Origin of the sequence: Paraburkholderia lacunae (genome assembly GCF_003353175.1) — a bacterium.
In the GTDB taxonomy this organism is placed as follows: Bacteria; Pseudomonadota; Gammaproteobacteria; order Burkholderiales; family Burkholderiaceae; genus Paraburkholderia; species Paraburkholderia lacunae.
Map to the genome: position 1 here is coordinate 258,004 of NZ_QHKS01000011.1, position 18,659 is coordinate 276,662.

General features: G+C 62.1%; 20 protein-coding genes and 1 pseudogene. 11 read left to right on the plus strand and 10 right to left on the minus strand.

What is annotated here, in order from left to right; all coding sequences use genetic code 11:
- Window positions 1–23: 23 nt before the first annotated feature.
- From nuoN to DLM46_RS19040, 8 genes are all read left to right on the plus strand, one after another.
- The gene (nuoN, locus tag DLM46_RS19005) at window positions 24–1,496 is read left to right on the plus strand and encodes an NADH-quinone oxidoreductase subunit NuoN (RefSeq protein ID WP_115102500.1); all 1,473 of its coding nucleotides are present in this window, start codon (window positions 24–26) and stop codon (window positions 1,494–1,496) included.
- Window positions 1,496–1,792, plus strand: coding sequence for a DUF2818 family protein (locus DLM46_RS19010; protein WP_007175603.1), 297 nt, complete (start codon window positions 1,496–1,498; stop codon window positions 1,790–1,792). Before nuoN ends, DLM46_RS19010 begins: the two co-directional genes overlap by 1 nt.
- 43 nt (window positions 1,793–1,835) lie before the next feature.
- The gene (locus DLM46_RS19015) at window positions 1,836–2,420 is read left to right on the plus strand and encodes an NUDIX domain-containing protein (RefSeq protein ID WP_115102503.1); all 585 of its coding nucleotides are present in this window, start codon (window positions 1,836–1,838) and stop codon (window positions 2,418–2,420) included.
- Window positions 2,421–2,706: 286 nt separating this feature from the next.
- Window positions 2,707–3,135 (plus strand): DUF1178 family protein, encoded by a 429-nt coding sequence (locus tag DLM46_RS19020; protein WP_115102505.1) that lies wholly within the window; start codon window positions 2,707–2,709, stop codon window positions 3,133–3,135.
- Window positions 3,136–3,183: 48 nt separating this feature from the next.
- Window positions 3,184–4,380, plus strand: coding sequence for an acyl-CoA dehydrogenase family protein (locus tag DLM46_RS19025; RefSeq protein ID WP_115102508.1), 1,197 nt, complete (start codon window positions 3,184–3,186; stop codon window positions 4,378–4,380).
- Between the two features lie 10 nt (window positions 4,381–4,390).
- Window positions 4,391–5,518, plus strand: a complete 1,128-nt coding sequence (locus DLM46_RS19030) for an acyl-CoA dehydrogenase family protein (RefSeq protein WP_115102510.1) — start codon at window positions 4,391–4,393, stop codon at window positions 5,516–5,518.
- Window positions 5,519–5,554: 36 nt separating this feature from the next.
- Window positions 5,555–6,013, plus strand: coding sequence for a MaoC family dehydratase (locus DLM46_RS19035; protein WP_115102513.1), 459 nt, complete (start codon window positions 5,555–5,557; stop codon window positions 6,011–6,013).
- Complete coding sequence (locus DLM46_RS19040) at window positions 6,010–6,486, plus strand: MaoC family dehydratase (protein ID WP_115102515.1); 477 nt, start codon at window positions 6,010–6,012, stop codon at window positions 6,484–6,486. The genes DLM46_RS19035 and DLM46_RS19040 overlap by 4 nt, the downstream gene beginning before the upstream one ends.
- 88 nt (window positions 6,487–6,574) lie before the next feature.
- Here DLM46_RS19040 and DLM46_RS19045 read toward each other — a convergent pair whose 3' ends face one another.
- From DLM46_RS19045 to DLM46_RS19070, 6 genes are all read right to left on the minus strand, one after another.
- A complete protein-coding gene (locus DLM46_RS19045; protein WP_115102517.1) occupies window positions 6,575–7,276 on the minus strand; it encodes a glutathione binding-like protein in 702 nt (233 codons plus the stop codon).
- A gap of 228 nt (window positions 7,277–7,504) precedes the next feature.
- Entirely contained in the window at window positions 7,505–8,764 is a 1,260-nt protein-coding gene (locus tag DLM46_RS19050; RefSeq protein WP_115102519.1) for an acyl-CoA dehydrogenase family protein, read from the minus strand.
- 62 nt (window positions 8,765–8,826) lie between these two features.
- Window positions 8,827–9,933 (minus strand): phosphotransferase, encoded by a 1,107-nt coding sequence (locus tag DLM46_RS19055; protein WP_115102522.1) that lies wholly within the window; start codon window positions 9,931–9,933, stop codon window positions 8,827–8,829.
- Between the two features lie 20 nt (window positions 9,934–9,953).
- On the minus strand, window positions 9,954–10,670 hold the full coding sequence (locus DLM46_RS19060) for a histidine phosphatase family protein (protein WP_115102524.1): 717 nt from the start codon (window positions 10,668–10,670) through the stop codon (window positions 9,954–9,956).
- A gap of 27 nt (window positions 10,671–10,697) precedes the next feature.
- The gene (locus tag DLM46_RS19065; RefSeq protein WP_115102526.1) at window positions 10,698–11,486 is read right to left on the minus strand and encodes an oxepin-CoA hydrolase, alternative type; all 789 of its coding nucleotides are present in this window, start codon (window positions 11,484–11,486) and stop codon (window positions 10,698–10,700) included.
- Window positions 11,483–13,039: a 3-hydroxyacyl-CoA dehydrogenase gene (locus tag DLM46_RS19070; RefSeq protein ID WP_115102603.1), complete on the minus strand. Its 1,557-nt coding sequence runs from the start codon at window positions 13,037–13,039 to the stop codon at window positions 11,483–11,485. Before DLM46_RS19070 ends, DLM46_RS19065 begins: the two co-directional genes overlap by 4 nt.
- A gap of 125 nt (window positions 13,040–13,164) precedes the next feature.
- Between DLM46_RS19070 and DLM46_RS19075 the strand changes: the two genes are divergently transcribed.
- Complete coding sequence (locus DLM46_RS19075; protein ID WP_115102529.1) at window positions 13,165–13,812, plus strand: glutathione S-transferase family protein; 648 nt, start codon at window positions 13,165–13,167, stop codon at window positions 13,810–13,812.
- A gap of 106 nt (window positions 13,813–13,918) precedes the next feature.
- Here the strand turns inward: DLM46_RS19075 and DLM46_RS19080 are convergent, their stop codons facing one another.
- Together DLM46_RS19080 and DLM46_RS19085 are read right to left on the minus strand one after the other, a co-directional pair.
- Window positions 13,919–15,091, minus strand: coding sequence for a pyridoxal phosphate-dependent aminotransferase (locus tag DLM46_RS19080; RefSeq protein WP_115102531.1), 1,173 nt, complete (start codon window positions 15,089–15,091; stop codon window positions 13,919–13,921).
- 127 nt (window positions 15,092–15,218) lie between these two features.
- On the minus strand, window positions 15,219–15,716 hold the full coding sequence (locus DLM46_RS19085; RefSeq protein WP_115102534.1) for a putative toxin-antitoxin system toxin component, PIN family: 498 nt from the start codon (window positions 15,714–15,716) through the stop codon (window positions 15,219–15,221).
- Window positions 15,717–15,773: 57 nt separating this feature from the next.
- Here DLM46_RS19085 and yaaA point away from each other — a divergent pair, with 57 nt between their 5' ends.
- Both yaaA and DLM46_RS19095 read left to right on the plus strand, forming a co-directional pair.
- Window positions 15,774–16,556 (plus strand): peroxide stress protein YaaA, encoded by a 783-nt coding sequence (gene yaaA, locus DLM46_RS19090; RefSeq protein ID WP_115102537.1) that lies wholly within the window; start codon window positions 15,774–15,776, stop codon window positions 16,554–16,556.
- A gap of 35 nt (window positions 16,557–16,591) precedes the next feature.
- Window positions 16,592–17,746 carry a M14 family metallopeptidase gene (locus DLM46_RS19095; RefSeq protein ID WP_115102604.1) on the plus strand — a complete coding sequence of 385 codons (1,155 nt, stop codon included), beginning with the start codon at window positions 16,592–16,594 and terminating at the stop codon, window positions 17,744–17,746.
- A gap of 130 nt (window positions 17,747–17,876) precedes the next feature.
- Here the strand turns inward: DLM46_RS19095 and DLM46_RS19100 are convergent, their stop codons facing one another.
- Together DLM46_RS19100 and DLM46_RS19105 are read right to left on the minus strand one after the other, a co-directional pair.
- Window positions 17,877–18,536 carry a BspC domain-containing protein gene (locus DLM46_RS19100; protein WP_115102539.1) on the minus strand — a complete coding sequence of 220 codons (660 nt, stop codon included), beginning with the start codon at window positions 18,534–18,536 and terminating at the stop codon, window positions 17,877–17,879.
- Window positions 18,537–18,659, minus strand: a pseudogene (locus tag DLM46_RS19105) (IS630 family transposase); the annotation flags it as partial.

The window sequence follows — 18,659 nt, forward strand, 5'->3', positions numbered from 1 at the left end:
CAGAGCGGAGGAACTTAAAGATCATGCAAAACGCCCCTATGACAGCTCTGTTGCCCGACGCACTGGTGATGCTCGCCGTTGTCGTCGCGTGGCTCAACGACACCTTCGTCGGCGAGTCCGGTCGCCGCACCACGTATTTCATCGCGTTCCTATCGACGCTCGTGGCCGGCATCTGGTTCGCAATGAACGCGTTCGACCCGCAAGTGCACTACTTCTTCGGTCACATGTATGTGGTGGATTCGTTTGCCAATGTGATGAAAGCGGTGGTGACGCTCGGCTATACCGTGTCGATCGTTTACTCGCGCAAATACCTCGAAGACCGCGGTCTGTTCCGTGGCGACTTCTTCCTGCTGGGCATGTTCTCGCTGCTCGGCCAGCTGGTGATGATCTCCGGCAACAACTTCCTGACGCTGTACCTCGGTCTGGAACTGATGTCGCTGTCGCTGTACGGCGCGATTGCGCTGCGTCGTGACGCGGCGCCGTCGAACGAAGCGGCAATGAAGTATTACGTGCTCGGCGCGCTGGCTTCGGGTTTCCTGCTGTACGGCATCTCGATGCTGTACGGCGCGACCGGCTCGCTCGACCTGAACGAAGTGTTCAAGGCAATCGGCACGAGCCATTACGATCCGAGCGTGCTGCTGTTCGGCGTGATCTTCATCGTGGCGGGCGTGGCGTTCAAGATGGGGGCGGTGCCGTTCCACATGTGGGTGCCGGACGTGTATCAGGGCGCGCCGACGGCGATGACTCTGCTGGTCGGTGGCGGTCCGAAGGTCGCGGCTTTCGCGTGGGGCCTGCGCTTCCTCGTGATGGGTCTGCTGCCGCTGGCTGTCGAATGGCAGCAAATGCTGGTGATTCTCGCCGCGCTGTCGCTGATCGTCGGCAACATCACCGGTATCGTGCAACGCAACGTGAAGCGCATGCTCGCGTACTCGGCGATCTCGAACATGGGTTTCGTCCTGCTGGGGCTGCTGGCAGGGGTGGTGGATCAGAAGACCACCGGCGCGGCCAACGCGTACGGCTCGGCCATGTACTACAGCATCGTCTATCTGATCACGACGATGGGCACCTTCGGCATCATCATGCTGCTGGCGCGCCGCGATTTCGAAGCAGATACGCTCGACGACTTCAAGGGCTTGAACCAGCGCAGCCCGGTGTTCGCGTTCGTGATGATGGTGATGATGTTCTCGCTCGCCGGCATCCCGCCCGCCGTCGGCTTCTACGCGAAGCTCGCCGTGCTGCAGGCAACCATGAACGCCGGATTGACCTGGCTGACCGTGCTGGCCGTGATCACGTCGCTGTTCGGCGCGTTCTACTACTTGCGTATCGTCAAGCTGATGTACTTCGACGAGCCGCAAGACAAGTCGCCGATCCACGCCGACACTAGCACGCGTGCATTGCTCGCGCTCAACGGGGTTGCCGTGCTGGTGCTCGGCATCGTGCCGGATCCGCTATTGAAGGCCTGCCTGCAGGCAATCCAGCACACGCTGCTGCTCTGATGTCGGCTGCGGGTTGGTTTATCGTGTTGTTGGCGCTGGTCGGCGCCAACCTGCCGTTCCTGAATCAGCGTCTCTTTGCCGCCGTGCCTTTGAAAGCGGCGAAGAAGAGCGCGTGGATCCGGATTGCCGAACTGATCGTGCTGTATTTCGTGGTCGGCGCGCTCGGTTTTCTGCTTGAAGCGCGCGCAGGCAACCGCTTCGAACAAGGGTGGCAGTTCTATGCGATCACGTTTGCGCTGTTCGTCGTGTTCGCGTTTCCCGGCTTCACCTTCCAGTATCTCGTCAAACGCCGCTGACGGCGTCTCGCCGTCGCGCACCACGTTGTCCTGAGGTCCGCAAATGGCTGCACTTCCCGATCACGACGCCGCACTGACTGAGACCTGTCTCGAGAGCAGAACGGTCTATCAAGGGCCGTTCCTCACGGTCAAGTGCGATACCGTCCGCTTGCCGGACGGCAAGCACGCAACCCGCGAGTACGTTCAGCATCCGGGCGCGGTGATGGTGATTCCGCTGTTCGACGACGGCCGCGTGCTGATGGAAAGCCAGTACCGCTATCCGATGGGCAAGGTCATGGTGGAGTATCCAGCGGGCAAGCTCGATCCGAATGAAGGCGCGCTGGCATGCGCAAAGCGTGAGTTGCGGGAAGAAACCGGCTACACCGCGCGCGAATACGTCTATCTGACGCGCGTTCATCCGATCATTTCCTACTCGACCGAATTCATCGATATCTACCTCGCACGCGGTTTGACCGCCGGCGAGCGCAAACTCGACGACGGCGAGTTCCTCGAGCTGTTCACGGCCAGCGTTGCCGACGTGTCCGAATGGGTACGCACCGGCAAGATCACTGACGTAAAAACGATTATCGGCACGTTCTGGTTGGAGAAGGTTTTGTCGGGGACTTGGCCGACTGCGGAGCCGCGATAGCGCGCTCGGCGCTCAACCGTGCAGAGAGATAGGCGCGCGTCGCAGCAGTTCTGGAAAGTCCATAAAAAGCCCCTGTTGGTCTGTGACCGACAGGGGCTTTTTAGTTACGGGGGGAAGGTATCTAACCTGTGCGACCTTCGGCAACCCGCTGCGCAAAGGGTTAAAATCGCTCACACGTTCGATTTTTTGTGACGTTTGGTGTTAACGCGCCGCCCGTAAAAAATTGCGAACGACCGTTCACAAATTTTCATTTTGCGCTAAACTGGCACGCAAGCCCTGATTCCACATGAAGGTCCTCGATTTACAGTGTCCGCATGGCCATCGGTTCGAAGGCTGGTTTGCTTCGGCTGATGACTTCGAATCGCAGCAGTCCCGCAAGCTCGTCGAATGTCCGATCTGCGGTGCGAACGAAGTAAGCCGTTTGCCGTCGGCGCCCCGGCTGAATCTGTCTGGCGCGACTGACACGAGAGTCCCAGCGGCGGACACAGGGGAAATGCAGGCGCGTGTCATGCGCGCACTGCGCGAGGTACTCGAAAAGACCGAGAACGTGGGCGACCGCTTCGCCGAGGAAGCACGGCGCATTCACTACAACGAAGCGCCAGCGCGCAATATTCGCGGTGTCACGACACCGGAAGACGCGAGAGCCTTGGTCGAAGAAGGCATCGAAGTGATGCCGCTGCCGGTCCCGGCTGCACTGAAGGAACCGCTGCAATAGCGCGGTGGTTCACTGGCAGCGGGCGGCTGCGGCCAGGAGACCCTGCGCATGAATCTGGACTATTCCCCCGCTGACGACGCGTTCCGCGCCGACATCCGCGCCTGGCTCGAAGCGAATCTGCCTCGCGAGCTGAGCGACAAAGTACTCAACCACAAACGTCTGAATCGCGACGACTTCGCAAGCTGGCACAAACTGCTCGGCACGCGCGGCTGGTCGGTGGTCGCCTGGCCGAAAGAATACGGCGGCCCGGGCTGGGACGCGACGCAACGACACATCTGGGACGAAGAGTGCGCACGTATCGGCGCGCCGTCCGTGTTGCCGTTCGGCGTTTCGATGGTGGCGCCCGTGCTGATGAAGTACGGCAACGAGGCGCAGAAGCGCCGCTATTTGCCACGCATTCTCGATGGTACAGACTGGTGGTGCCAGGGCTACTCGGAGCCGGGTTCCGGTTCCGATCTGGCGTCGCTGCGTACACGCGCCGAGCGCGCCGGCGATCATTACGTCGTCAACGGCCAGAAAACCTGGACCACGCTCGGCCAGTATGCCGACATGATGTTCTGCCTCGTGCGCACTGATAGCGGCGCGAAGAAGCAAGAGGGCATCTCGTTCCTGCTGATCGACATGAAAACGCCGGGCATCACCGTGCGTCCGATCATCACGCTCGACGAAGATCACGAAGTCAACGAAGTCTTTTTCGAAGACGTGAAGGTGCCGGTCGAAAATCTGGTGGGTGAAGAGAACCGCGGCTGGACCTACGCGAAGTATCTGCTCGGGCACGAGCGCACCGGTATTGCCCGCGTCGGCCAGTCCAAGCGCGAACTCGTATTTCTGAAGCGCCTCGCGCTCGACCAGAGGAAGAACGGCAAGCCGCTTCTGCATGATCCCGTGTTCGCTGCAAAAGTCGCGAGCCTGGAGATCGAGCTGATGGCGCTCGAAGTCACCGTGCAACGCGTCGTCGCCAATGAAACGGGTGGACGCGGACCGGGACCGGAGGCATCGATGCTCAAGATCAAGGGCACGGAAGTGCAGCAAGGTCTGACCGAATTGATGTTCGAGGCGATCGGCCCGCTCGCCGCACCGTTCGATGTGCCGTTCCTCGAAGGCGAACACGAACACAGCGTAGCCGGTGACGATGACGCCGCGCCGCTGGCCGCGTACTACTTCAACTTCCGCAAAACGTCGATATACGGCGGCTCGAACGAAATTCAAAAGAACATCATCGCGCAGATGATTCTCGGACTTTGAGGGGCGGCGCATGGACTTCACTTTCAACGACGAACAGCAGCAATTCGCGGATGCACTGCGCCGCTATCTGGACAAGAGCTATGGGTTCGAGGCGCGTCAGGCGATCGTGCAATCGGAAGCTGGCGTGTCGGCTGCACATTGGTCGGCCTTCACGGAACTCGGCCTGACGGCGTTGCCGGTGCCGGAAGCTCATGGCGGCTTCAATGGCAGCGCGATCGACATGCTGGTGGTCATGCAGGAGTTGGGGCGCGCGCTGGTGGTCGAGCCGTATTGGGCGACCGCCGTGGGCATTGAAGCATTGCGGCTGGCCGGCACGGCGCAGGGCGAGGACGCATCTCTGCTCGAAAGCGCGGCGCAGGGCGACATCAAGCTGGCGGTGGCATTTCACGAACCGCGCGCCCGTTACGATCTGTTCGAGGTTCAGACCACCGCGAGCGGGCAAGACGAGCAGCAGACGTTGAGCGGCACGAAGTCGATTGTGCTGCATGGCGCGCAAGCTGACTACTGGATCGTGCCGGCCCGGCTGAACGGCGAGATCGCGCTCTTCGTCGTCGCGCGCGATGCGGCCGGCGTCAAAGTAACCGACTATCGCACGATCGACGGTCAACGTGCCGCCACCCTCGAGTTCCACGGTACACCGGCACGCCGGCTCGCCGGCCGACACGCCGGCGCGGCGGCACTCGAGCACATCGCGGATTACGGCACGGTACTGCTGTGCGCAGAGGCCGTTGGCGCGCTCGACGCACTGAATCACGCCACGGTCGAGTACACCAGGACGCGCCAGCAATTCGGCCAGCCGATCGCGCGGTTTCAGGCGTTGCAGCATCGCATGGTCGAGATGCTGATTCACGCCGAGCAGGCTCGTTCAGTGACTTACCTGGCAGCCGTGCGCTACAGCAGCGAAGAGGCGGACCAGCGCCGTCGCGCTGTGTCCGCTGCGAAGGCGCGGGTCGGCCAGGCCGCGCGTTTCGTCGGCCAGCAGGCGGTGCAGTTGCACGGCGGCATGGGCGTCACGAACGAAGTGGCCGCGGCGCATCTGTTCAAACGCCTTTCGATCATCGAGACAACCTTGGGCGATGTCGATCACCATCTCGCGCGCTTCGCTGCGTTGCCGGGGTTTGCCACCGCCGAAGCCTGATTGGCCAGTTGGGTCGAACAAATAAGAGGTGCGAAGATGGGTTTGAGTTTTGAGGACATGGTGGTCGGTACGACTACCGAAATCGGCAAGCATACGTTCACGCGTGAAGAGATCGTTGCGTTTGCGCAGCAGTTCGATCCCCAGCCGTTTCACGTCGATGAGGCGGCAGCCGCCGAGTCGCCGTTCAGCGGGCTGATCGCAAGCGGCTGGCACACCTGTTCGGTCATGATGGGGATGCTGGTGCGCAACACGATCGCCGGCTCCACATCGATGGGTTCGCCAGGTATCGACGAGATTCGCTGGTTGAAACCGGTCCGCGTCGGCGACACGATCACGATGACGAACGCCGTGCTCGACAAGCGTGTTTCGGCGAGCAAGCCGGATCGCGGCATCGTATCGACGCAGTGGGAAGGCATCAATCAGCATGGCGAAACGGTGATTATCGTGCGCTCGAAGGGGCTCTTCGGGTTGCGTAATCCGGGAGCCGAGTCATGACGGGCAGCGCGGCGCCTGCCGCTACGTTCGACGATGCACAGGCGTTGCGCGCGCTGGTAGGCGCGCAACCGCTCGTGAGCGAGTGGCTGACGGTCGATCAGCCGAGCGTCGATCGTTTCGCCGAGGCTACCGGCGATCACCAGTGGATTCACGTTGACCCAGAGCGGGCGCGGCGTGAGTCGCCCTTCGGCGGCCCGATCGCGCATGGCTTCATGACGTTGTCGCTGATTCCGGCGCTGCTGGGAAAGACGGTGGCGCTCAAGCAGCGTATGGGTGTCAATTACGGATTGAACCGCGTGCGGTTCACGTCGCCGGTGCTGGTGGGCTCGCAACTGCGTGCCAGGTTCGCGGTGGAGTCCGTCGAAGATGTCGACAACGCAGGCGTTCAGGTCGCGTGGAATGTGACGCTCGAACTGCAGGGCAGTGAGCGGCCGGTGTGTGTCGCGGAGTTCATCACGCGGCACTACTTCTAGCGGTTCAGCGCGTGCAAGCCGGACAAAAAAGCGCGAGCGGCATGAATGCCGGCTCGCGCTTTTTTGCTGCTGATACCGCAAAATCGCTTCAATGTTTCGCGTATTGCGTCGCGCCGAACAGCATCTCTTTGGCCCTGTCGTCCATGAGCGGCTTGCGTGCCGACGCCAACACGTCGACGCCACGCACCACCGCGGGACGTACGGCAATTTCCTCGTGCCAACGCTTCACGTTCGGAAACGCATCGAGGTCGACGCCCTGGTTCTGCCACGAGCGTGTCCAGGGAAACGCAGCGATATCGGCGATCGTGTAGTCGTTGCCGGCGAGATATTGCGTCTTGCCGAGTTGTGTATCCATGACGCCGTACAGGCGCCGCGTCTCGTTCGTGTAGCGATTGATCGCGTATTCGATCGGCTCCGGCGCGTAGACGCGGAAATGATGCGTTTGCCCGAGCATCGGCCCCAGGCCGCCCATCTGGAACATCAGCCATTGCAGTGTTGCATAGCGCGAAGCCGGGTCGGAGGGCAGGAGCTTGCCGGTTTTTTCGGCCAGGTAGATCAGAATCGCTCCCGATTCGAACAGTGCGAACGGCTTGCCGTCGGCGCGCTTCGGGCCGTCGGAATCGACGATCGCCGGAATCTTGTTGTTCGGGCTGATGTCGAGGAATTCGGGTTTGAACTGGTCGCCGGCGCCAATGTTCACGCCGTGCACGGCGTACGCGAGGCCCGTTTCCTCGAGCATGATGTGAACTTTGTGGCCGTTCGGGGTTGCCCAGCTGTAGACGTCGATCATCGAGACTCCTTTGTTTCGTGAAAGCGGCGCCGCAAAGGACGCCGCAACTGGCGAAAATTAGAGCACAGATCGAACGATGCTGCTGGCGACGGCGTCGCGCGCGAACTCAAGCGCGCGGCGCCGGAATCAGCCTCGAATCCAGCCTCGAATCCAGCCTCGAATCCAGCCTCGAATCCAGCCTCGAATCCAACCTCGAATCCAACCTCGAATCCAAACCCGGATTCAACCTCACACCCGCGTAAACGGCATCTCCACGCGAGCCGCCGCGCTCGCATCCATATAGCGCGCAAGTTCAAGTTTCGCGATGGCGTTGCGGTGCACTTCGTCGGGACCGTCGGCGAAGCGCAGCGTCCGTGCGGACGCATAGGCGTAGGCCAGCGGGAAATCATCGCTGACCCCGCCGCCGCCGTGCGCCTGGATCGCCCAGTCGATCACCTGGCACGCCATGTTCGGCGCGACCACCTTGATCATCGCGATCTCGCCGCGCGCGCCCTTGTTGCCGACCGTGTCCATCATGTACGCGGTCTTCAGTGTCAGAAGGCGCGCCTGCTCGATCATGCAGCGCGCTTCGGCCATGCGCTCCTGCGTGACGCCCTGCGCGGCGACCGGCTTGCCGAACGCGACGCGCTGCATCGAGCGTTTCACCATCAGTTCGAGCGCGCGCTCGGCGAGCCCGATCAAGCGCATGCAGTGGTGAATCCGTCCCGGTCCGAGGCGACCTTGCGCGATCTCAAAGCCGCGTCCTTCGCCGAGCAGCATGTTGGCCGCCGGCACCCGCACGTTCTGAAGCGTGATTTCCATGTGACCGTGCGGCGCGTCGTCGTAGCCGAATACGTTGAGAGGGCGGTGCACGGTGATGCCGGTGGCATCGGCCGGCACCAGAATCATCGACTGCTGTTGATGGCGCGGTGCTTCGGGATCGGTCTTGCCCATCACGATATAGATCTTGCAGCGCGGATCGCCCGCGCCGGACGACCACCACTTGTGGCCGTTGATCACATAGGAGTCGCCATCGCGCACGATGCTCGTCTGGATATTGGTCGCATCCGATGACGCCACTTCCGGCTCGGTCATCAGAAACGCCGAACGGATCTGGCCTTGCAGCAGCGGTTCGAGCCACTCGCGCTTGTTGTCTTCGCTGCCGTAGCGCTCGATCGTTTCCATGTTGCCGGTGTCGGGCGCATTGCAGTTGAACACTTCCGGCGCCCAGGGCACGCGGCCCATGATCTCGCACAGCGGCGCATATTCGAGATTCGTCAGACCGGCGCCGCGCACGGATTCAGGCAGAAACAGATTCCACAAGCCGGCGTCGCGCGCCTTCAGTTTCAGTTGCTCGATGAGCTCGGTCGGCAGCCATGCGTTGCCGTTCTGGCGATTGCGTGCGATCTCGGCGTAGAACGCCTGCTCGTTCGGATAAATGTGCTCGTCGAAGAAGGCGAGCAGTTTCTCGCGCAGTGCCTGAACCTTCGGGGTGTAGTCGAAATTCATGTATGACCTCGCGGATGACGAATGACGTTTGATCGTTAGCGCAAGCCGGTACGCCGAGTCGGCTAGCTCACCTTCTGTGCGTAGCGCCACGCGAGTTCCGCCATCGGCCTGGCGCGGCGGCCGGCGTCGAGTGCCTGCGCACTGGCTGCCGTGCCGTCGACGACGCGTTTCATGATCCCTTGCAGGATCGCGGCGATGCGGAACATGTTGTACGCCAGGTAGAAATTCCAGTCGCCGTGAATCTCGAAGCCGGTGCGTTTGCAATAGCGCTCCACATACTGCGCTTCGTCGGGAATGCCGAGCGCTGCCCAGTCGAGACCCGCAATGCCGCGAAATTGGCCCGGATCGACATGCCACGCCATGCAGTGATAGGCGAAGTCGGCGAGCGGATCGCCGAGCGTCGACAGTTCCCAGTCGAGCACGGCGAGCACGCGCGGTTCGTGCGGGTGAAAGATCAGATTGTCGAGCCGGTAATCGCCATGCACGACCGAGGTGCGCTCGCTCGTTTCGGCCGGAATATGCTGCGGCAGCCATTCGATCAGGCGCTGCATCGCGTCGATCGGTTCGGTTTCGGACGCGATGTACTGTTTGCTCCAGCGGCCGATCTGGCGCGCGAAGTAGTTACCCGGTTTGCCGTAGTCCGCAAGGCCGGCTGCCGCGACATCGACGCTATGCAGCGCGGCGATCACGCGATTCATCTCGTCGTAGATGGCCGCGCGCTCAAGCGGCGTCATGCCGGGCAAAGATTGATCCCACAACACGCGGCCTTCAACGAACTCCATGACATAAAACGCGCGGCCGATTACGCTTTCGTCCTCGCACAGGGCAAGCATCTTCGCGACCGGCACGTCGGTGCCGGCTAGCGCATGCATCACGCGGTATTCGCGCTCGATGGCGTGCGCAGACGGCAGCAGCTTTGCAGCCGGCCCTGGCTTGGCGCGCATGACATACGAACGCGACGGCGTAATCAGTTTGAATGTGGGATTCGACTGACCACCGGCGAATTGCTCGAGCGTGAGCGGCCCTGAAAACCCGCCGACATGCTGGGACAGCCACGCGGCGAGCGCATCGCTGTCGAAGCGTTGCCGCTCGTTGACCGGACGCGTGCCCTCGAAGGCCGAATAATCCGCTTGGTGTTCTGGTTCGCCAGTCTGTGTGGCTCGCACCATGTGTCTCCTCCAGTTCGGTTTCAGCTACGCTTGTATTGAATGAATTGTGCGTAGAGCATTTCCATCGTCGTATTGCGAACGTCGCGATGCAGCGGCGACGGCGGTGAATAGTTGATCGTGCGCAGCACCCAGTCGCGCGGCGCGGCGCCGATGTCGAGCGCGTTGATACAGCCGGTGGCCTGCGCCAGATGGCCGAAGAAAGTGCGGCCGCCGGCGGTGAGCGCATGCGACAGAATCGCGCGATTCACGCCGCCGTGCAGCACGAGCAGCGCGGTGTCCCACGACGTGTCCTCGCGCAGCGCCGCCACCGCGGGCAGCACGCGATCGAACAGCGCGCCGATCGTTTCACCGTCGAGAAAGCGTGCGCTTTCCGGCACGATGCCGTCGAACACACCCAGAAAAGCCGCCTCGATATCTTGCGGCGGAATATTGCTCAGCTTGCCACCGCGGATTTCCTGCCACGCAGGCTCGATCTCGAGTTCGATCTGTTGGCCCGTTTCGGCCAGGACGCGCTGCGCGGTTTCGACCGTGCGCGGCAAACCGCTGACGATCACGCGATCGAAACGCACGTTCTGCGCGGCAAACACGCGGCCCGCCGCGCTTGCCTGCTCGCGGCCGTTGGCGTTCAACGGCACGGTCTCCGGATCGATCGCGCGGCCGGAGTCGTCGAAGTAGGTTACGTCGCCGTGGCGCATCAGAAAGATGCGGCGGCGTTTGGGGAGTTGATATTCGGACATGGTCCCTTTATTCACTCTCTCGTCACGTCACTTGTAGACCGGAGCACGTTTTTCGAGGAACGCGGAAATCCCTTCGAGCCCGTCGCGATGATGCAGCGACGCGACGAAGCTGTCGCGCTCCGCAACCAGATGGTCGGCGAGCGGCTGTGCGCCGGCTGCACCGATCAAGCCCTTGATGCGCGCCACCGAATGCGGCGAAATCTTGCCGAGTTCGTCGGCCCAGGCGACAGCGGTGTCGCGCACGGCGCCGGCCTTCGCCAGTTTGTTGACGACGCCGAGATCATGCAAACGCGCGGCGCCGATCGGCTTGCCTTCGATCAGCACTTCGGTCGCCAGCTGGCGCGGCAAAGCTTGCGCGAGAAACCACGAACCGCCGCCATCCGGCGTCAGGCCGACGCGCGCGTACGACATCACGAATTTGGCGTCCTCAGCGGCGACGATCAGGTCGCACGCGAGCGCGAGCGAGAAGCCCGCGCCGGCCGCGGCGCCTTCGACCGCGGCGATCACCGGCTTCGACGACAGCCGCAGCGCGGAAATCCATTCGCCGAGCAGGTCGATGCTTTCCGCCTGCACCGACGGATCTTTCGCACGGTTTTCCAGCAAGCGGTTCAGATTGCCGCCGGCGCAGAAGAAGTTGTCCGCGCCGGTGATCACCACTGCGCGGATCGACGGATCGCGCTCTACTGAATCGAGCGCTTCGATGCCCGCGGCATACATGTCCGGATGCAACGCGTTGCGCGCACCGGGATTCGAGAGCGTGAGGACCAGCGTCGATTCGCTTTCGGTCGGGCGCGAGGTCAGCAGTTCGGCGCTCATTGTTGTGTCTCCGTTTGGGTATCGGCAGCGTCGCGTTGGGTCAGCGACAGACCGAGTTGCGCCCGCCGCGCGAGCCATGGCGAGGGCCGGTAGCGCGGATCGCCAAGCACGCTGAAGATATTGCGCAAAATCGTCAGGATCGTATTCGCGCCGAGCGCATCGCCGAGTGAGAGCGGACCGCGTGGGTAGCCGAGCCCGAGCGTCACGGCGAGATCGATGTCTGCGGGCGTGGCGATCTGCTTTTGCGCGATATCGCAGCCGATGTTGACGATCGTTGCCACCACGCGTTGCGCGACGAATCCAGTCGAGTCGCGGATCACCGTGACGGGCGTGCCGTCGGCGGCAAACAGCGCATGCGCGGTGTCGCGTGCGGTGCGGGTCGTGGCGGGCGTTGTCATCAGCGTGCGGCGTTGCGCGCCGTGCAGCGGGAATAGTGTGTCGAGCGCGACCACGCGGTTCGCATCGAGTGCTTCGTCGACGGCGGCAGTGGTCGCGTCATAACCGAACGGCGTGACGACGATCAGTGAATTGGCAGCGGGCGTGGCCCCTTCGTCGAGCGTCACGCCAGCGTTGGCGACCAGTTGCACGACAGCTTCATGCGCTTGCGGATAACGCTTGCTGACCCACACGCTTTCAGGCAGTTCGGTCGGTGCAGGCGCTTCGGCCGGCACCTGCTGCTTGCCGTCTTCGTAGCGGTAAAAACCTTCGCCCGTCTTGCGGCCGATCAGGCCGCCCGCGAGCCGCGTGCCGGTGATCGGCGACGGCGTGAAACGTGGTTCTTCATAGAACTGGTGATAGATCGATTCCATCACCGGATGCGACACGTCGAGTGCGGTCAGATCGAGCAGTTCGAACGGCCCGAGCCGAAAGCCGGCCTGCTCGCGCATGATGCGGTCGATATCGGCAAAGCTCGCGATACCTTCGCCCGCCACGCGCAGGCCTTCGGTATTCATTCCGCGGCCGGCGTGATTGACGATGAAGCCGGGCATATCTTTCGCGCGCACCGGCGTGTGGCCCATGCGGCGCGCGAGGTCCATCAGCATGTCGCCGACCGCCGGATCGCTGCGCAGGCCGTCGATCACTTCGACGACCTTCATCAATGGCACGGGATTGAAGAAGTGGTAACCGGCCACGCGCGACGGATCGGTGCAACCCGCGGCGATTGCGGTGATCGACAGCGACGACGTGTTCGACGCCAGCACGCAGCTGCCGCTCACCACTGTTTCGAGTTCGCGGAAGAGGGCCTGCTTCACGTCGAGCTTTTCGACGACCGCTTCGACGATCAGATCGCAATCGGCCAGATCGCCAATGACCTGCGCGCCGCTCACGTTGGCGAGCGCGGCAAGCGAGCGGGCCTGGTCGAGCTTGCCTTTGGCGGTCAGCCTGGCGAATGTGTCGGCGAGGTAGTCGCGCGCGGCGCCGATCGCGGCGGGCTTCGTATCATAGAGACGCACGGTGAGACCCGCCAGCGCGGCGATCTGGGCGATACCGCGACCCATTGCGCCGGTTCCGACAATGCCGATAGTCTCGATGCTGTAATTGCGAGAGGTCATTGTGATGCTCGACTCCATGGTTATTTTAGAATAGCACGATCGTGCAATTAACTGGATGATTGATCGAAGGCCGCTGCATTGAGTCTGACGAGCGGCTTCAACAACCCGAAGGAAGGAGACACCCGATGATCAAGCTGTGCGGTTTCGCGCTGTCCAACTACTACAACAAAGTGAAGTTCGTGCTGCTCGAACACGGCATTCCGTTCGAGGAAGTGTTCGTGCTGCCGAGCCAGGAGGATACGGTGCTCGAGCATTCTCCGCTCGGTAAGGTGCCTTATATCCAGACCGAGCACGGCGATCTGTGCGAGTCGCAATGCATCGTCGACTATCTGGCCGCGCGTTTTCCCGATAAGACAATTTTCTCGGTCGACCCATGGGAAGCGGCCAAGGAGCGTGAGTTGATCATGTTCGTCGACGTGCATCTCGAACTGACCGCGCGCAATCTGTACAAGGAAGCGTTCTTCGGCGGCACGGTGACCGAGGCGACCAAGGGGCGCGTCGAGAAGCTGCTCGCGCATCACCTCGCCGGCTTCAAAAGGATCGCGGAGTTCGGCCCTTATTTGCGCGGCGAGCGCTTCAGTGTCGCCGATACGGCGGGTTATGTGAGCCTGCCGTTGGTGGGCATGGCGACGCAGACGATCTACGGCCGCGATTTTCTGCTCGACGTCGGCATCGACTGGAAAAGCTACGTGAAGGCGATCAACGACCGGCCGGCCGCGCGGCGCGTGACCGAAGACCGCAAGGCGTATATCGCGGCGTCGCGTCCGGCTTGACGGGCGATATGGCAGATGAAACGAGCTAAGGCATGCCGCACAGGTCCTAGCCGCTACGCGCGATGGCGGGGAACGTGGGTTCGTTCGCGGCATCGCGCGGGGCGTCCTAGAGCCGCGCCAGCCGTTCGAGCGCGGTGGCCAGCGTGCTTTCCTGCTTGGCAAAGCAGAAGCGCACGACGCCCGATTCATGCGCCTCGTGATAGAACGCCGACACGGGAATCGCCGCGACGCCGATCTCGCCGGTCAGCCAGTGCGCGAATTCGGCTTCGGGCAAATCGCTGATCGCGGAATAGTCGACACACTGAAAGTACGTGCCCGTGCAAGGTAGGAGCTTGAAGCGGGAATTCGCGAGACCGGCGCGGAAAAAGTCGCGCTTCTTCTGATAAAACGCGGGCAGATCCAGATACGGTGCCGGATCCTGCATGTATTGCGCAAGACCGATCTGCATCGGCGTGTTGACCGTGAACACGTTGAACTGGTGCACCTTGCGGAATTCCGCCGTCAGCGCGGCGGGCGCGGCCACATAGCCCACCTTCCAGCCCGTCACGTGATAGGTCTTGCCGAAGCTCGACACCACGAAACTACGCTGCGCCAGTTCCGGATACCGCGCGACGCTTTCGTGCGGTGCGCCGTCGTACACCATGTGCTCGTACACTTCGTCGGACAAAATTAGCACGTTGGTGCCGCGCACGATGTCTTCGAGCTTGTGCATGTCCTCGGCGCGCCAGACCGTGCCGGTCGGATTGTGCGGCGTGTTGATCAGCAGCAGCCGCGTTTTCGGCGTGATCGCGGCGGCGAGCTTGTCGAACGGAATCGCGTAATCCGGTGCGTCGAGCGTGACGAATACCGGCTTGCCGCCCGCCAGTTCGATCGACGGCAAGTAGCTGTCGTAAGTTGGCTCGACCACGATCACTTCGTCGCCCGGATGCACGGCGCAGAGAATCACGGTCAGCAACGCTTGCGTGGCGCCCGCTGTCACGGTGATTTCGTGGGTGGCGTCGTAACGGCGGCCGTAAAGGTTCGCGATTTTGTCCGAGATCGCCTGACGTAGCGGCGCCGCGCCGGCCATCGGCGGATATTGATTGTGACCGTCGCGCATGGCGTTCGCGACCGCCTCTACAATTCGGGGATCGCAGCCGAAGTCGGGAAAGCCTTGGCCGAGGTTCACCGCGCCTTTTTCAGCGGCGAGCGCGCTCATCACGGTGAAAATCGTCGTGCCGACATCCGGCAGGCGAGAGGGAAACGAGGGACTCATGGGCGTGTCGTGCGGTGCATTCATGGCGCTTTTCGGAGCGTGAGCGAGTGAGTTGGCGAAAGACGTCGTTTGAAAAGGACGAAACCTGATTGTAGGGAATCGCGGCGGCGCGTGCGCGCAGTCGGCCCCACGTTGGCCGTTCGGCCAGGGGTCATGCGGGCGCGGGCTCGCCGGCTACCGTCGAGGAGGCGCTGACGAACGTGGCGAAGGGCGCCGGCTGCGCGATCTGAAAACCGAAATCGCGCGCGATCCGCCTGGCCAACTTCAACACCGCGCGATCCTTCGATACCAGCCAGTCGGCCTGCGCGGCGTGCGCGAGTTCGAGAAACTTCTGGTCGTCACGGTCTTTGCATTTGGGCAACGGCATGGCGTCTTCCGCCGGCGCCGCCGGTTCGACCAGCTGTGCGAGACGCGCGACGACGGCCAGCGCGGCCGCCTTGTCGACATTGCGATGCACGAATTGCGGATAGTCGAGCACGTAGGTCAGTTCGGCGAGACAGCGCGCGTCGATCAGCGCGGCCAGCACGCCGCTTTCGAGCGCGGCGCGGATCGGCCGCGTGTGCGGGTCGTCGAACACGAGAATATCGATCCACACGTTGGAATCGAGGACGACGCGCAAAGCGCCGCGTGAGGCATGGGAACCGGGCATTCGTTACAATCTGGCTTTCGTCTTTGACCGCCAGGCACGGCGTGCCTGCAAGCCTCTATGATAATCGTTCTGTCGCCGGCGAAATCGCTCGACTACGAAACCCCGCCACACGTCAAAAAGCACACGATCCCCGATTTTGTCGACGATGCGGCCGAATTGATCGGCGGATTGCGCCGTTTGTCGCCGCAGCAGATTGCCACGCTAATGGGCATTTCGGATCCGCTCGCGCAGCTCAATTTCCAGCGCTATGCCGAATGGTCGCCGACCTTCGGCACACACAATGCCAAGCAGGCGGTGCTCGCGTTCAACGGCGACGTGTACGAGGGCTTCAATGCGAAGACGCTGTCGTCGGCCGATCTGGACTACGCGCAAAACCATGTGCGGGTGTTATCCGGCTTGTACGGATTGTTGCGGCCGCTCGATCTGCTGCAACCGTACCGGCTCGAAATGGGCACGCGCTTTGCCAATCCGCGCGGCAAGGATCTGTACGCGTTCTGGGGCGAGCGGATCACGCAGGCGTTGAACGCGCAGTTGAAGAAGAACGCCGCGGCGTCGCGCGTGCTGGTGAATTGCGCATCGGGCGAGTACTTCAAATCGGTCAAACCAAAGCTGCTCGAGGCGCCCGTCGTCACGCCCGTGTTCGAAGACTGGAAGGGCGGCCGTTACAAGATCATCAGCTTCCACGCGAAACGCGCGCGCGGCTTGATGGCGCGCTACGCGGTAGAGAACCGCCTGAACACGCCGCAGCAACTGAAGGACTTCGACGCTGAAGGCTATGCGTTCGACGTCGAAGCCTCGAACGATTCCACCTACGTATTTCGCCGCCGCGTCGCTGACTAAAGCGAGTGCCGCGCACACAAGCAGGGAAAAACATGATGACGTTATCGATTACGAGCAACTTCGACGCAGGCGCGATCGAAGTGCTGTCCTGCGAAGAGGCCGGCAATATCCGTCTGCGCGTGCGGCCCGACAGTCACGCCGAGTTCGCGCAGTGGTTCTACTTCCGGGTCTCTGGCGCTGCCGGCGAGCGTTGCGTGATGACCTTTGAAAACGCCGCTGCCTGCGCGTTCGCCGAAGGCTGGCGCGACTATCAGGCGGTGGCGAGTTATGACCGGGTGAACTGGTTCCGCGTGCCGACGTCGTACGACGGCCGCGTGCTCACGATCGATCACACGCCGGATTTCGACCGCATTTATTACGCGTATTTCGAGCCGTATAGCGAAGAGCGGCATTCGGAGTTCCTCGGCGCAGTGCAGCAGATGCCGCAGGCAACGCTCACGGAGTTGGGCAAGACCGTGGAAGGCCGGCCGATATCGCTATTGACGCTCGGCACGCCCCAAACCGGCGACTCACCCAAGAAGAAGGTCTGGCTGATCGCCCGTCAGCATCCCGGCGAGACGATGGCCGAATGGTTTATCGAGGGCCTGGTGAAACGTCTGGCCGGCTGGGGCGATTGGGCGGGTGACCCGGTCGCGCGCAAGCTTTACGATCACGCGGTGTTCTACATCGTGCCGAACATGAATCCGGACGGCAGCGTGCACGGCAATCTGCGCACCAACGCGGCGGGCGCGAACCTGAATCGCGAATGGATGGAACCGGATGCCGCGCGCAGCCCGGAAGTGCTGGTGGTGCGCGATGCGATCCACGGGACTGGTTGTGACCTGTTCTTCGATATTCACGGCGACGAGGCACTGCCGTATGTGTTCGTGGCCGGTTCAGAAATGCTGCCGGGTTTCACCGAGCGGCAAGGGCTGGAGCAAAAGGCGTTCATCGAAGCATTCAAACATGCGAGCCCGGATTTTCAGGACAAGTTTGGCTATGCCGCGAGCAAGTATCGCGAGGACGCGTTGAAGCTGGCTTCGAAGTACATCGGCAACGAATTCGGCTGCCTGTCGTTGACGCTCGAAATGCCGTTCAAGGACAACGCCAATCTGCCCGACGAGCGGGTAGGCTGGAACGGCGAGCGCAGCGCGTCGCTCGGCGCCGCGATGCTGCAGGCGATTTTGCGGCATGTGGAGACGTTTGCCTGATTTTGTCCAGTGTTCGTTTATCGAGCGGACGCAGCATAAAAAAGAGGCGCCCACTTGAGCGGTGGGCGCCTCTTTTTTGCCTTCGGGACCTACGGCGCGGGCATCCATGCTGCGCCGCGGATTTCGAATGTTAGGGAGTTTTTTTCGCGGAGGATTTCTTCGTACTCGATTTGCTGGAAGTGGCTTTGCCAGACGATTTGCCCGAGACCGCTTTCGAAGACTTGCCGCTCGCTTTCTTCGTCGTCTTGCCGCTTGCCGCGTGCTTGCCCTTCACACTCTTGTGCTTGCCTGACGACACGCTCGAGCCCGTAGAGCCGGAGCTATGTGCACGGTTCGGCGGCACCGGATCGTTCCAGCTGAAGGCCAGCATCTGGTTGCCGACGTAGCCGCAGCGGAACTTGAGATCGGCCGGATCGCCGTCGCCGCTTGGCCGGATGCCTAGTCCTTCGACGGTGACGATGTTGTCCACCTTGACGCGTTGCTTACCCTCGTCGAACGAGTCGTTCCATGGCGTCACCGACGCATGCGCGCTGTCGAAAGAACTCGGTGGAAATTCGACGTGATCGAAGGCAGTCGAGGTGCTGGCGACAAAGTTGCCATGCGCTGCGCAGTCCGCGACTAACGGGTCTGCGTGCATATCATTGACAAATCTGTTGACGAGGTCGTTGTGCTGTTCGAGTTGATCGGCGAATGCGGGAGCAATGCACATGAGCGAAAGACTCGCTGCACATGCTGCCAACCGGCCGACCAACCGCAGCAGTCGGCGCGGTGCGTTGGTGGTGCGATCCATCTAGTGTCCCGAGTTAGAAATTCGTAGACAAAATCGCTTGACGCTGGCGAGGATGTCGTCGGCCGATTTGGTCCAGTTGAAAGGTCTCGGATCAGTGTTGTTGATCTGGATGTATTGGCGAAT

What these genes read in the sequence shown, in the direction of transcription:
- DLM46_RS19060 (WP_115102524.1), bottom strand. Translation starts at nt 10,670, where the DNA reads ATGTCCGAATATCAACTCCCCAAACGCCGCCGCATCTTTCTGATGCGC.
- DLM46_RS19045 (WP_115102517.1), bottom strand. Translation starts at nt 7,276, where the DNA reads ATGATCGACGTCTACAGCTGGGCAACCCCGAACGGCCACAAAGTTCAC.
- DLM46_RS19020 (WP_115102505.1), top strand. Translation starts at nt 2,707, where the DNA reads ATGAAGGTCCTCGATTTACAGTGTCCGCATGGCCATCGGTTCGAAGGC.
- DLM46_RS19080 (WP_115102531.1), bottom strand. Translation starts at nt 15,091, where the DNA reads ATGAATGCACCGCACGACACGCCCATGAGTCCCTCGTTTCCCTCTCGC.
- DLM46_RS19040 (WP_115102515.1), top strand. Translation starts at nt 6,010, where the DNA reads ATGACGGGCAGCGCGGCGCCTGCCGCTACGTTCGACGATGCACAGGCG.
- DLM46_RS19075 (WP_115102529.1), top strand. Translation starts at nt 13,165, where the DNA reads ATGATCAAGCTGTGCGGTTTCGCGCTGTCCAACTACTACAACAAAGTG.
- DLM46_RS19095 (WP_115102604.1), top strand. Translation starts at nt 16,592, where the DNA reads ATGACGTTATCGATTACGAGCAACTTCGACGCAGGCGCGATCGAAGTG.
- DLM46_RS19085 (WP_115102534.1), bottom strand. Translation starts at nt 15,716, where the DNA reads ATGCCCGGTTCCCATGCCTCACGCGGCGCTTTGCGCGTCGTCCTCGAT.
- DLM46_RS19055 (WP_115102522.1), bottom strand. Translation starts at nt 9,933, where the DNA reads ATGGTGCGAGCCACACAGACTGGCGAACCAGAACACCAAGCGGATTAT.
- DLM46_RS19030 (WP_115102510.1), top strand. Translation starts at nt 4,391, where the DNA reads ATGGACTTCACTTTCAACGACGAACAGCAGCAATTCGCGGATGCACTG.
- DLM46_RS19010 (WP_007175603.1), top strand. Translation starts at nt 1,496, where the DNA reads ATGTCGGCTGCGGGTTGGTTTATCGTGTTGTTGGCGCTGGTCGGCGCC.
- DLM46_RS19050 (WP_115102519.1), bottom strand. Translation starts at nt 8,764, where the DNA reads ATGAATTTCGACTACACCCCGAAGGTTCAGGCACTGCGCGAGAAACTG.
- DLM46_RS19100 (WP_115102539.1), bottom strand. Translation starts at nt 18,536, where the DNA reads ATGGATCGCACCACCAACGCACCGCGCCGACTGCTGCGGTTGGTCGGC.
- DLM46_RS19025 (WP_115102508.1), top strand. Translation starts at nt 3,184, where the DNA reads ATGAATCTGGACTATTCCCCCGCTGACGACGCGTTCCGCGCCGACATC.
- DLM46_RS19035 (WP_115102513.1), top strand. Translation starts at nt 5,555, where the DNA reads ATGGGTTTGAGTTTTGAGGACATGGTGGTCGGTACGACTACCGAAATC.
- yaaA (WP_115102537.1), top strand. Translation starts at nt 15,774, where the DNA reads ATGATAATCGTTCTGTCGCCGGCGAAATCGCTCGACTACGAAACCCCG.
- nuoN (WP_115102500.1), top strand. Translation starts at nt 24, where the DNA reads ATGCAAAACGCCCCTATGACAGCTCTGTTGCCCGACGCACTGGTGATG.
- DLM46_RS19065 (WP_115102526.1), bottom strand. Translation starts at nt 11,486, where the DNA reads ATGAGCGCCGAACTGCTGACCTCGCGCCCGACCGAAAGCGAATCGACG.
- DLM46_RS19015 (WP_115102503.1), top strand. Translation starts at nt 1,836, where the DNA reads ATGGCTGCACTTCCCGATCACGACGCCGCACTGACTGAGACCTGTCTC.
- DLM46_RS19070 (WP_115102603.1), bottom strand. Translation starts at nt 13,039, where the DNA reads ATGACCTCTCGCAATTACAGCATCGAGACTATCGGCATTGTCGGAACC.